Origin of the sequence: Burkholderia sp. Ac-20344 (genome assembly GCF_017104975.1) — a bacterium.
GTDB lineage: Bacteria > Pseudomonadota > Gammaproteobacteria > Burkholderiales > Burkholderiaceae > Burkholderia.
Window position 1 is genome coordinate 25,859 of sequence record NZ_JAAGPP010000086.1, and the last position, 12,175, is coordinate 38,033.

The 12,175-nt window shown below is 61.5% G+C and carries 11 protein-coding genes and 2 pseudogenes; 9 read left to right on the plus strand and 4 right to left on the minus strand.

Features of this window, described 5'->3' with window-relative positions; translation table 11 throughout:
- The first annotated feature begins 625 nt into the window (after positions 1–625).
- From G3N64_RS24230 to G3N64_RS24245, 4 genes and pseudogenes are all read left to right on the plus strand, one after another.
- Positions 626–1,012 (plus strand): annotated as a pseudogene (locus G3N64_RS24230) (helix-turn-helix transcriptional regulator).
- Positions 1,013–1,226: 214 nt separating this feature from the next.
- Entirely contained in the window at positions 1,227–2,393 is a 1,167-nt protein-coding gene (locus G3N64_RS24235; RefSeq protein ID WP_205786174.1) for a porin, read from the plus strand.
- Between the two features lie 242 nt (positions 2,394–2,635).
- Positions 2,636–3,069: pseudogene (locus tag G3N64_RS39875) on the plus strand (hypothetical protein); the annotation flags it as partial.
- Between the two features lie 664 nt (positions 3,070–3,733).
- Positions 3,734–6,247: an EAL domain-containing protein gene (locus tag G3N64_RS24245; RefSeq protein ID WP_205786176.1), complete on the plus strand. Its 2,514-nt coding sequence runs from the start codon at positions 3,734–3,736 to the stop codon at positions 6,245–6,247.
- Positions 6,248–6,656: 409 nt separating this feature from the next.
- On the opposite strand, the gene G3N64_RS24250 is transcribed toward G3N64_RS24245, so the two are convergent.
- The gene (locus tag G3N64_RS24250; protein ID WP_205786177.1) at positions 6,657–6,950 is read right to left on the minus strand and encodes a GYD domain-containing protein; all 294 of its coding nucleotides are present in this window, start codon (positions 6,948–6,950) and stop codon (positions 6,657–6,659) included.
- A gap of 404 nt (positions 6,951–7,354) precedes the next feature.
- On the opposite strand from G3N64_RS24250, the gene G3N64_RS24255 reads away from it, so the two are divergent.
- Both G3N64_RS24255 and G3N64_RS24260 read left to right on the plus strand, forming a co-directional pair.
- Positions 7,355–7,951, plus strand: a complete 597-nt coding sequence (locus G3N64_RS24255) for a hypothetical protein (protein WP_205786178.1) — start codon at positions 7,355–7,357, stop codon at positions 7,949–7,951.
- Between the two features lie 229 nt (positions 7,952–8,180).
- Positions 8,181–8,513 (plus strand): cupin domain-containing protein, encoded by a 333-nt coding sequence (locus G3N64_RS24260; RefSeq protein WP_205786179.1) that lies wholly within the window; start codon positions 8,181–8,183, stop codon positions 8,511–8,513.
- A 162-nt stretch (positions 8,514–8,675) separates the two neighbouring features.
- Here the strand turns inward: G3N64_RS24260 and G3N64_RS24265 are convergent, their stop codons facing one another.
- A complete protein-coding gene (locus G3N64_RS24265) occupies positions 8,676–8,975 on the minus strand; it encodes an H-NS histone family protein (RefSeq protein ID WP_205786180.1) in 300 nt (99 codons plus the stop codon).
- Between the two features lie 282 nt (positions 8,976–9,257).
- On the opposite strand from G3N64_RS24265, the gene G3N64_RS24270 reads away from it, so the two are divergent.
- The 3 genes from G3N64_RS24270 to G3N64_RS24280 all read left to right on the plus strand — a co-directional run bounded on the left by G3N64_RS24270 (position 9,258) and on the right by G3N64_RS24280 (position 10,798).
- Positions 9,258–9,746 carry a RidA family protein gene (locus G3N64_RS24270; RefSeq protein ID WP_205786185.1) on the plus strand — a complete coding sequence of 163 codons (489 nt, stop codon included), beginning with the start codon at positions 9,258–9,260 and terminating at the stop codon, positions 9,744–9,746.
- Complete coding sequence (locus G3N64_RS24275; RefSeq protein WP_205786181.1) at positions 9,727–9,975, plus strand: hypothetical protein; 249 nt, start codon at positions 9,727–9,729, stop codon at positions 9,973–9,975. The genes G3N64_RS24270 and G3N64_RS24275 overlap by 20 nt, the downstream gene beginning before the upstream one ends.
- 571 nt (positions 9,976–10,546) lie before the next feature.
- Entirely contained in the window at positions 10,547–10,798 is a 252-nt protein-coding gene (locus tag G3N64_RS24280) for a hypothetical protein (RefSeq protein WP_205786186.1), read from the plus strand.
- A 63-nt stretch (positions 10,799–10,861) separates the two neighbouring features.
- On the opposite strand, the gene G3N64_RS24285 is transcribed toward G3N64_RS24280, so the two are convergent.
- Together G3N64_RS24285 and G3N64_RS24290 are read right to left on the minus strand one after the other, a co-directional pair.
- Positions 10,862–11,974 (minus strand): histidinol-phosphate transaminase, encoded by a 1,113-nt coding sequence (locus G3N64_RS24285; protein ID WP_205786182.1) that lies wholly within the window; start codon positions 11,972–11,974, stop codon positions 10,862–10,864.
- Between the two features lie 107 nt (positions 11,975–12,081).
- Positions 12,082–12,175 (minus strand): IS3 family transposase (locus G3N64_RS24290; RefSeq protein ID WP_143281221.1); only part of this gene is annotated, 94 nt, incomplete at its 5' end.

Sequence of the window (12,175 nt, forward strand, 5' to 3'; positions counted from 1 at the left end):
GATCGAACATGACGCCGTCATGCTCACCATCCCGTCTGCGCCAAATGCGAGAACGAGCAGCTCACGAATCGCGGGAACCGCATAGCCCTTTCCCCAAAAGTCAGGTAATAAAAACCAGCCACAATCAGCCGAACCCGAGTCGCGGATCGTATACCCGACACTCCCGATCATCCCGTTCGCAGGCTGACATTCAACCGCGTAGAAGAAGCGTTTCCGCTCCGCGGAACGTTGCTGCGTGATTGCATCGGCCAACGCGTGCTCACATTGTGCGCTCGTTCGCGGGAGTCACGACACATAGTGGGCCACTCGCGAACTCATCTGCAATTCGCAAAATCGATCGATGTCGGACGCTACGTACTCGCGGAGTCGAATGGGGTATGAATTCATTCAGGTACCGGCAATGACGAAAGACTTTCGTTGGTGCACGTGAAACGCGCAAACCGTTAGCCGTCACCGCATAGGCGCGCCCGTTCGACCCCCGATTTGTGTCTGATCGTGCCTCGGTGTGACGGCACGGATCTCCCTAATGCTTTGTCCTGGTGCGATTCCTATTAGGGAAATCCCGGTAACGCTCAGGGTTATCAAACGCGATTAACTTATATCAAACAAATTTTGACGACGATTTATGTTCCTGATATGGTTTTTCGCACCTGCAAAGCGCGACCCGGTTGCGTTGGCGCTCAGCGAAAAGGTTCGCGCCCGTCGCCAGCGCCTGAACCGGGCGCTCAATCAGCCTGCAATGGCGGCCGGTATTTCCAGGCCGTTCTTTGTCGCAGGTCGAGCGTGGTTCGGCTTCGTCATCGCTGACCTCGCGCGTGAGTATTGCGCGAGCGTGGAACGTGACGATGGAGTACTTCTTCGAAATGCCATCGAAGAAACGTTCGGTTCCGCGCGGTGATCCGCTCGAGTAGGCAATTCGGCACATGATCAATCCACGGCGCCGGATAGCTGGAGCGGCAACGGAAGCAAGGAAGCGGCTTTCGTCCAGGTAGGGACGCCGCGATGGTTCTAATCGGAGGAGTACCGGATAGGTCGAGACGTGAGGGGGCTCCCTGCATAAAACTGTAAGGATGACGAAATGATCGAATTGATTATGCCGACTTGGCGAATATGACGCCGGCCGTTGCGGCTGGGACGACGCGCAGGCCGTGCGCCGTCATCTGCATTCGAATATAACAAAACCCGTTTCAAACAATCCCGAAACCACTCCTGACAGTGAAAGACAGATGAAAAACAAGAAAATCAACGTCAGCGTTATCGCTGTTGCTGCTTTCGCCGCATCTTCGGCAGCAATGGCACAGTCGTCGGTCACCCTGTATGGCATGCTCGACGCGGGTATCGGCTATACCTCGAACATCAATGGCCACAAGAGGTTCGGTCTCGATGGCGGTGCCGCAGGTTCGAACAAGTGGGGCCTCAAAGGGCAGGAAGACCTCGGCGGCGGTCTCAAGGCCATCTTCAAGGTCGAAAACGGTTTCAACATTGCGACAGGCGGCATAGGCGGCCAGGGGCCCATTGGCTCCACGCGCTCGCTCTTCAACCGCCAGGCCTACGTAGGTCTCGCTTCCGATCAGTACGGTACCCTGCGTATGGGGCGCCAGCTCGACGCCGTGACGGAAATGGTTCAGGGCCTGACGGGCGACGCCATTTCGGCGTCGACCTTCTCGACCCCGGGCGACGTAGACAACAACGACAACACGACGAACCAAAACAACGCCGTGAAGTACATTTCGCCGATCATCCACGGCTTCCAGGCTGAAGGCGCGTACTCGTTCGGCGGCGTTGCCGGTGCGATGGGTTCGGGTCAATCGTGGTCGGTGGCCGCGAACTACGCTCAAGGTGGACTGACGGTTGCCGGTGGCTACTTCCATGCGGCGAACCAGGGTGAGAACGGGTGGTTGAACGCAACGGCACAACCGAGTTTCGGTGGTGCGCTGGGCTATCCGAGTTCGGGTTACAACGGTGGCAATGCGTTCAAGAGCGCGGGCATCGCGCAAGTCGCGACGCAATACCAGATTGGTCCGTACACGGCCGGCTTGCGCTACTCGAACGCTCAGTACCAGGGCAACGCTGGCCAGCCGTCGATCCACTTCAACGTGCTGGGTGCCCTCCTGCAGTACCAGGTAACCCCGGCGCTGGCGCTGGCGACCGGGTACACGTATGTCTACGGCTCCGCGCCCACGCCCACGCAAGCTGCCGAAGGCCGCACGATGGCTTCGATCAACCAGGTGTCGCTGGGTGCGACGTACTCGCTGTCGAAGAGCACCTCGCTGTACGCGATGGGTGCCTACGTCCATGCTCAGGGCGCGCAGGCTTCGGCTGCCGACTTCGGCAACACCGCATCGGGCGGGAACCAGGTTCAAGTCAACATCGGCATGTACCACGGCTTTTGATCGCCGGGTTGGAAGTCCGGAGTAGTGGCTGCACTACTCCGGAAAAGAAGCATTCTGCTGGCAGAGCTTCACCTCTCGCCAGCGTCGTGAGTTGAAAATTCCCCTAATCGATCGTTTTTTCTGCCGGCAGTGACGAAGTGCTGTTTGACGAGACGTTCAGATTCCGGCGAACCGTCTTCAGTGGGGATCAACGCAAGCGATCGGCAGGGATGCTCGTCTCGCCGAGACGTTCATCCCGCATCCCTGATGCCCGCCTTGGCGTCATTGCCGGACAGATTCAGCACGACTCGGCGTAAGCGACGACCAGATAGTCATCTTCGCGCAACAGGCCGACGCGATCGATGCTGTTCTCTCCGGAAAAATCGACGCGTATGCGAGCACCGCCTTGGGAAATCGTATCGTGGCGAATCGGATCGGCGGTTCAGTGCTCGAGGCCGTGCCGCACGAGCGGGGAACGGCGGGTAAGCAACCGGGGCTCCCGCTCGGCGCGTTCTCGTTCAACCAACGAAACAGCGATCTGCTCGATGCGGTCGACAGGCAACTACGTGCTTACTTGGGTTCGCCGGACCATCGAGCGAGGATGGCGGCATTCGGCCTGACACGGAACGAGATCGACAGGTTCAGCAGGATCAGGATTGCGATCGACCAGTGCATGGCGATCGCGAAGCGTGCATAGGCGATGTGGTTAGGATGTGACATTGCGGCCTCTCTGTTCCGGTTGGGTTTGGCGCATCGGCACGTTCGGCGTGGTGAACGGCGTGACGCCCCCGAGATACCGGTGCCGACCAGAATTTATTCCCGCAGCACACATCGGTCGCCATTCCTTTTTCTTGCCTGGGGCGCCGCGACTTCCGGGCGGTTCAGGGCGGCGCCCATCCTTCAGCGAGCGGGATCACATGGACATACGCCGCTGCTCCGAACACGATGACACGTCGCGCCGCCCGCGTAGCGCAAGGAGCCGGGTGAAGCGGCGACGTCGCCGGAGAATCGACGTGTCACCCGGCCCGTAGCCGCTTGATTTGCCGCCCCGCAGCCCGAATATCGTCACGGCACTCAACTCTTGTCCAAATCTGTCGTTAACTCAGGGCGGCTTCCCCTGAAAGGGCAGTGCTCCGGCGTATGGATCCGCTGGACAAGGAATCGTCAAGTGCGGCATCGGGGCCAATGTGCCGCGCTCGCCGCCGCGACGCCTCAAGCGATGGGTCAAATCCCCGTTTGCGAGTTCGATGAGTACGCAACCATTCGAGGCAAGTGAGATCGCACCGTGCTTGTCGCCGCGGGCGAGCCCGCAGGTTGCGGAATCGACGTGCGCCGGCGGTTTTTTTCGTCCTGGTTAGAGAATGTATCCGAGCAGCTACGATGTTCCGATTGCGCGCCTCGTCGCGCGTCAGATTCTGTCCTGCGCGCCGGCCACGCCGGTGCGGGAGGCCGCGCGACGCATGTTCGCCGAGCGTTGCAGCTCGATCGTCGTGATGGAGGATGAACAGGTCGTCGGGATCTGGACCGAGCATGATGCGCTGTCGGCCGGCGACCATCCGCATGGGCTCGATCGGCCCGTCAGCGAGGTGATGAGCCGTCCGGTGCTGACGCTCGAGGCCGATACGCCGCTGGGCGAAGCCGCGATGAAGTTCAAGCAGTCGGGCGTTCGGCACTTCGTGGTGGTCCGCGATGGCGCCGCGATCGGCGTGCTGACGCAGACCGACGTCGTCGTGAACCAGGGGCCGGAATTCTTCCTGCACCTGAAGCCGATCGAATCGATCCGCGTTCATCCGCCCGTCGTGGTGCCCGAGCAGGTCAAACTGCACGAGGTCATCGCGCGGATGCGCGCGCAACGACTCGATGCGATCCTCGTCGGCTACGACGACGGCGAGCACGGCATCCTGACCGAACGGGACATCGTCCGGCTGCTGGCGGACGGCGGGGCCCAAGGCGCGGTCGGGGCCTACGCCAGCAAGCCGCTGCAGATGCTGACCGCGAAGCAGAGCCTGTATGCGGCGCAGCGCTTCATGACCGAGCACGCTATGCGGCACGTCGGCATCCAGGACGAGGGAGGCAGGCTGACCGGGCTGCTCTGTTTCGCGGACGTGCTGCAGAGCATCGAGCACGAATACGCGAACGAGCTGCGCAGCGCGTTGCGCGAGCGCGACGAAGCGCTGGGTCTCGCGCGCTTCAACCTGCGCATGGCGGATCGGGTGTTCGAATCGGCGCTCGAAGGCATCATGGTGACCGACCGGCACGCGAAGATCGAGCGCGTCAACCAGGCCTTCACGCGCCTGACCGGGTACACCGAGGACGAAGTGATCGGGCGTGACCCGAGCCTGCTGAGTTCCGGGCGCCAGACGCCGGATTTCTACAGGCAGCTGTGGCATTCGCTGACGACCGATGGCCACTGGCAAGGCGAAATCTGGAATCGCCGCAAGACTGGCGAGCTGTTTCTCGAATACCTGACGATCACCAGCATTCGCGACAATCACGGCGAGATCTCGCACTATGCGGCGATCTTCTCCGACATCACGCAGCGGCGCCAGGCGGAGGAGCGGCTGGGCTATCTCGCCACGCACGACGTGCTCACCGATCTCGCGAACCGGGCGCTGTTCGAGGAGCGGCTGTCGCACGCGATCACGCATGCAAAGCGGCACGGTCGCAAGGTCGCGGTGATGTACCTCGATCTCGACCGCTTCAAGCTGGTCAACGATACGCTCGGCCACAACGCCGGCGACGAGGTGCTGAAGCGGGTCGCGGAGCGCATCGTTGCGAACGTGCGCGCGAACGACACGGTGGCGCGCATGGGCGGCGACGAATTCGCACTCGTGCTCGAGGAGTTCGACGACGTCCGCGACGTCGGGCGAGTTGCACGCAAGTTGCTCGACGAAGTGGGGCGGGCGATCGATATCGGTGGCCGGGAGATCTTCGTGACGCCGAGCATCGGCATCAGCATCTATCCGGACGACGGCACCGACGCGGAGCACTTGATCCTGCTCGCGGACCAGGCGATGTACGGCGCAAAGAGCCGCGGCAGGAACGTGTTCCAGTTCTTCGAGAGCAGGATGACGTCGTCGGCGATGGAACAGCTGGAGACGCTCGGCGAGCTGCACCGCGCGCTCGAGCAGAACGAATTCCGCCTGTTCTACCAGCCGCAATACGATCTGGCCAGCGGCCGGATCGTCGGCGTGGAGGCGCTGCTGCGCTGGTTGCATCCGCGCAAGGGCCTGGTGCCTCCGGGCGATTTCATCGGGCTGGCGGAGCGCTCGGCGCTGATCGTCCCGATCGGCCGGTGGGTGCTGCGCGAAGCCTGCCGGCAGGCGCGCCGCTGGCTCGACGAGGGTTTCGAGTTCGGGCGTGTGTCGGTGAATGTGTCGGCACGGCAGTGCTTTACCGACCATTTCCTCAGCGACTTGACGACCATCCTCAGCGAAACCGCATTGCCGGCCGAATGCCTGCAGCTCGAGTTGCTCGAAAGCATGGCGATGAACACGCGCGAGGAAATCGGCATCCTGCTGCGAGAACTGGCGGCGCGGGGGATCAGCCTGGCGATCGACGATTTCGGTACGGGCTATTCGTCGCTGGTGTATCTGAAGGATCTGCCCGTCGATACGCTGAAGATCGATCGGTCGTTCCTCGCGGACTGCGGTTCGGGCAGCACGGACGACGCGATCGTGCGTGCGATCGTTGCGATGGGGCGCGCGTTGGGGCTCGATGTCGTGATGGAGGGCGTCGAGACGGAAAAGCAGCTGGCTTTCCTGCAGGAGATCGGCTGCCACCAGGTGCAGGGCTTCCTGTTCGCGCGGCCGCAGCCCGCCGAACAGCTGGTCGGGATCTCGTCGCGCCTCGGCGCTGAATTGCTGACCGAATGAGCCGGTCGCGAGCATGAAAACAGCTCGACTGCGAGCCGGCAATCGCACGCAGGATTAGGCGGATGATTGCGAGCGTTTCGTCGCGAGGATGCCGGCAGTGATCTGGTTGCCGATGTCGCGCAGGAAAGCTGCCCGCTCACTGCAACCTTTCCGTATACGCGGCGCCGTTCCTTGTCGCGGACCAACCGCCGAGAGCGCAGCGGCGCAGGCGCCTGGCTCATGTCGAGGCGCGCGAGAGTGGCGTCACGCTACACTCTCGCCGCCCGCGTCGTTCGTTGGCCTTTTGTCTGCGCTATGCGCCTGGCTCGTGAGCAATACCCGTGACGCCACGATGCGAAGGTAACCAGCCGGCTTCCAGGACGCCTGTTTCACCTCTGTCGATGACTGTTGCATCTCGCGCGTCAAGGCGTCACTTCATGCCGCCGACGATCCTCTCCATTTCCGCTTCGCCGAAAGCACGCATACTGACGGTTCGAACATTGCCCAACTGCGCCAGCATCAGTCCCAGCCGCGTCGCGGTTTCGTCGTCGGGCGCATCGAGTGTCGCGACGATGTCGTAAGGCCCAAGTGTCCATTTGAGCGAGCCGACGGTGACGCCCATCGCCTGCGCCCCTTCCTGAAACGCTTTCGCTCGCTGGACCGTGTCATTCACGGACCGCACGCCTTGGTCAGTCCAATTCATCAACACGATGTATGTCGCCATATTGCCTCCGATGGTTAAGGAGCCCATCCCCGTGCCCCCGTCCATGCACGGGTCGAACTTCACCGGCCGGCCACAAGCGTGTGCGGTCGGTGCAGTTTTCGTTTACCCCGGGATTTGTCGGACGTGTGCGTTGCTGACGCACGCATGCCCTTGATAACTCGGCAACGTAAACAGTATAGAAAGCGAATCAGCCGCCATCGGGTCAATGATTGCGTCTTGTCTGCCTGCCGCATGGGCTCGAGTTCCGCTCTCTTCAGGCATGAGAAACTGACGATGATCCATGGCGGTTTGCAACGCGTTATGCCCATCGGTGTCGCTGCGAGGTGTCGATGTATTGGAACATTGGCTAACGAACTCGGTCAGCATTCTTCAACGCAAGTTACTTCAACAGGATGACTACTCAAATGACCATCCCCGACCAGGATGCGTGGAAAGCATGGCACCCGGCCGAACTCGCCCAGCGATTGAGCGCCATCCATTTGCCCTGGTGTGTCGTCGGCGGATGGGCCCTCGATCTTTGGCATGGCGCGCAAACGCGTGAGCATGACGATCTGGAATTCACCATATTGCGGGAAGACTTTGGCGCCTTCCGCCGAGCGTTCGGTGATCTGGCGTTCTACACTGCGCATGCCGGCGTTGTCGAAAAGTTGCCGGAAAACCGGGACGCCCCAGCGGGGGTCATGCAATTCTGGGGATTCGACCGTGCGGATGGAAGCTGGCGGATAGATATGATGATCGAACCGGGAACGGCTGAATCGTGGGCTTACAAGAGAGCGCCGTCGTTCAAGCGACCGCGCGCCGAAATGGTGATGAAAACAGCCGACGGCGTTCCCTATCTGAACCCGTCTGCCGTACTGCTGTTCAAGGCTCGGGACCGGCGCCCGAAGGATCAACAGGATTTCGACAGAGCATTACCGAAACTGCCGGCTGCCGAACGTGCGTGGCTGAAAGGCTGTCTCGACGTTCTCCACCCCGGCAATGAATGGGCGCGGGCGCTGTAATGGCGAGTCGTTACCTTGGCTCAGGAATCGTAGACACGTTTGCAGGAGGCTTGACGCGATTTCGCCCGGATTCGGCGCGTTACGCTGGCTTCGGTCGACTACGGATCGACGTGTTCCACCACGGCCTTCGCAGCGAAACAAGGGCGCCGTATTGGCGGTCACTGGACTACAGTGACCGCCACCTTCAAATCTGCCCGCAGCCCCCCGAATACCACCGACGAGGCGACCCATGCAACTTCAAACCGGCAACCTGTTCACCACCGAAGGCCAGCGTGGCGACGATGAGCAAATCGATCTCCTCGTCACGGGCCAGCGTCTGAACGTCGAGCGAATCGTATCGATGGGTCACACGAGCCCAGATGGCTTTTGGTATGACGACTCACGCGCCGAGTGGGTCGTGCTGCTGTCGGGGGCGGCCGTACTCGAATTCGAAGAAGGCCCGACGCGCCATGAAATGCGTCCCGGCGACTACGTGCTGATCGAGCCGCATTGCCGCCATCGCGTCGCGTGGACGCACGAAGACACGCAATCCGTGTGGCTTGCGATCTATTACGAACGTTGAATCAGGAAATATCGGGCGGAGCGCTATCCGGCGCGCAGCATGCCGCTACGCGCCGAATGAGACAAAGCTTCATCAACCGGAACGGTCTTTGAATACCGCCGGTATCGATGCCCAAATAGCAGAGCGGCGCGCTAAACCGTGCGCCGATGCGCGTCGAGAATCTTATTCCTGGATCAGGAATCGATTGCGATTCTTCGCGTCCTTGATCCATGCAGGCGCGCGACCGCGGCCCGACCAGGTTGCCCCGGTCTTCGGGTCGCGATACTTTGCCTGCACGGGGGCGGCCGCTTGCTTGGCCGGTCGACCACGACGTGTACCGAAAATGTCTTTCTCGGTAATGCCGAATTCCGCAACTTTGGTGCGGATGTCGTCGACGATCGCCTGGAATTCCGTGGCACGTGCAGCTTCGGCTTTCTCGGCCAAAGCTTCCATTTGGGCTTTCAGTTCCTTGTAAGTTGCCATGTATCGCTCTTCAGGTTGAAGTACACACATGATAGCGGTTTCAGCGGGAAATTTTGAGGAAATTCTCTTCGACTACGTGTTTTGTCGTCGATAAGACGATGCAGGACTGCTTCGAACACCTGAGAAGTGCGTCATGTTCGAGAAATCGTAGAGGATTACCCGGAAACTTTTAACGGCGGCAGCACGTCACTTTGACCGTTCGCTGCAGGTTTTCTTCCTGGAGACAAGAAGAAAAACGTCAATTAATGTTTGCATTTTTATGAGGTATCGGGGAATTCACTAATGAACAGAGACAATAAGCTGAGCCGGATCGCGGCCGAATTCGGCTTCAATCCGGACGACGAAATCAGGATCGGCGGAAAGTACACGCCCGTTCTGGTCGACGGGAATACGGCTTACATTGCCGGCCAGATTCCGCGAATCGGAGAAGTGGTGCATTTCGTGGGCGTCGTCGGGGAATCCGTTTCGCTCGACGAAGCTCGTCGGGCCGCCGGCGTAGCGGCGCTGCGTGCGCTGTCGTTGATCAGAAAGCACTGCGGCACGCTCGACGCGATAGCGACGGTGCCGCGCATCACCGTGTATGTACGAAGTGCACTCGGCTTCACGATGCAAAGCGAAGTTGCCGATGGCGTATCCGATGTTTTGTATGCGGTGCTCGGCGACGCTGGTCTTCATACGCGTACGTCGGTCGGCGTGCTGCAATTGCCCAAAGGCGCGTCGGTGGAGGCAGATTTCATTTTCGGGCTGAAGCATGGCGAGGCCGATCTCTGACGACAACGGGGCGTGTCGTGCGGGTGCGTCATTCCGCGAAACATTCAGATATCCGGACAATGCGCGCCAGTCAGTGGCATCGGGCGCGTGCAATACACGAAAGAAAAAGAAACGGCTGCCGAAAGCACTCGACAGGTTGTTCGACGAAGAGGATCTCGCAGCGCTTCAAGCGGTATTCGATATCTGCGATGTGAATGCGCGCGGCGGGCCGGGCGAATGGGCCGCATGATCGTTCGACCCGTGTCCGGGGGATTCTGCGCGCGGGCTCGCCGAGCAGGGCGCGGACGTTGCCGCGGCCGACGCTTGCGGCATACGGTGCTGCACGGTCGCGCCCGCAGTCGTCATTCGTGCTACGAAACCTGCACTCCACCGGTGCGCGCTGCAAATCCTCGCGTCCTGCCCGCCCGGCGGCGGCGCAACGGCTGCGCGCCGTTCGAGTAGTCAGCCGATCGGGAATGTGTGGCCGGCCGGCAACCGCGTGCCTGCCGCGCCATTCCCGACGCCTCGCATTTTCCGGAAACCGCCGCCCGCCAATATCGCCCCGCATCTCCATTTTGGGAGATGCCATCGCCCGGCGGTAAGCCTACGATTGACCACAGGGCATCGGGGCCGGAAGTCACCATAACAAACGGATGGGCCCGCCATTCCGCGTCGAATTCAGCAAATGCCCACGCGGTTTACTGACACAGCTTCTACGTACGATGGCGCTCGACGTGTGCGGTGAGTCGTCTGCATCGCAACACGATAGCGCGTTGATGACGGAAGGTCCGCTGTCGTATTTCGGGGGAATTTCAATCAATATGCTGGCAAGAGACTTTGCAGAACGAGAGCTCTTTCACATCCAGAGAATGGTGGCTCTCCTGGACAGCGAGACGAACGCTGACGATGTGTCGATGTCGGGCGCGGGGCGTGTGCGGCATCCGAGCTACTGGCGAGGGCGAATCGAGGAGCTGCTGTCGGCGCCCGATGTGCCGCGCCACGTCAGAAAGCTCAGCGAAGCGGTGCTCACGAAGATCGACGCGATGGAACTGCGGTTCGCGACGATGAAGTAAGTGCATCGTCGGGTACGGCGGCGGCACGCGCGCCATCGCGTCGTCGACCGGATGGCCGGTCGCCTATCCGGGCGACATTACGTCAAGCAGGGCCGCACGAAACGCGGCCATCTCCGCGCCGGTGCCGATGGACACGCGAAGGTACGCCGGCGGGCCCGACTCGCGAATCAGGACGCCGTGGCGCAGGAGTCCGCTCCAGATCCGGTGCCGATCCGCAAACTCGCCGAACATCACGAAGTTGGCGTCGGAATCGGCCACCGTGAGGCCCAGGCCACGCAGCCAGCCGACGGTCGAATCGCGCTCGGCCTTGATCGCGTCGACTTGCGACAGCATCTCGTCACGCGCGACCAGCGCCGCGCACGCCGCCGCCTGGGTAAAGGCGGACAGGTGATAGGGCAGTCGCACCAGCTTCAGCGCTGCCACGATCGCCGGCGTGCACGCGCAATACCCGACGCGGCCGCCCGCGAATTTGAACGCCTTGCTCAACGTGCGGGTAACGATGAGCCGCGGATGCTCCGGCAGCAGCGTGACCGCGCTGGGGACGCCGTGACGCCGGAACTCGGCATAGGCTTCGTCGACGACGGCCACGCCCGGCGCGACGTCGAGGATGGCGCGGATATCGTCGACCGGCAGCGCGGTGCCGGTCGGGTTGTTCGGCGACGTCAGCAGCACCACGCTCGGCTGGTGCTCGCGGATGCTGTCGAGGGCCTGATCGAGATCCAGCGCGAAATCCCCGGTGCGCGGCAACGTATGCAGGCGCGTGAAGGTCGTGCGGCAGTATTCGTCGTACATCGGATACGCGGGCGTAAAGGCCAGCGCCGATCGCCCCGGGCCGCCGAAGGCCTGCAGGATCTGCTGGATCACTTCATTCGAGCCGTTGGCTGCCCAGATGCTCGATGCGTCGACCGTCACGCCGGTGTCGTGCGTCAGATACGCAGCCAGATGCGCTCGCAGCTCGGCAAAGTCGCGATCGGGATAGCGGTTCGCGGCGCGTGCCGCATCGGCCACCGCGGTCGCGATGCGCTCGACGAGCGCGGGCGACGGCGGATAGGGATTCTCGTTGACGTTCAGGCAGACCGGCACATCGAGCTGCGGCGCCCCGTACGCGTGCCGCGTCTTGAGGTCCTCGCGAAGCGGCAAATCCGACAAGGCGACTGCTTTCCAGGGCTGTTGCATTGAAAACACTCCGTACTATCGATTGATCGGCGCGGCAGGTTTTTGAGGCGGCAAAAAACAAAAAAGGCGCCGGATGAACTGACCCCACGAAGTTGGACGGTTAAAGGCTAGGCGCCCAAGGGCTGAGTCCTGTATTGCACGGGACTCAGCCCTTTCAACTTGAGCTTGATGCGTTCGTGGTTGTAGTAGTGGATGTAGCGC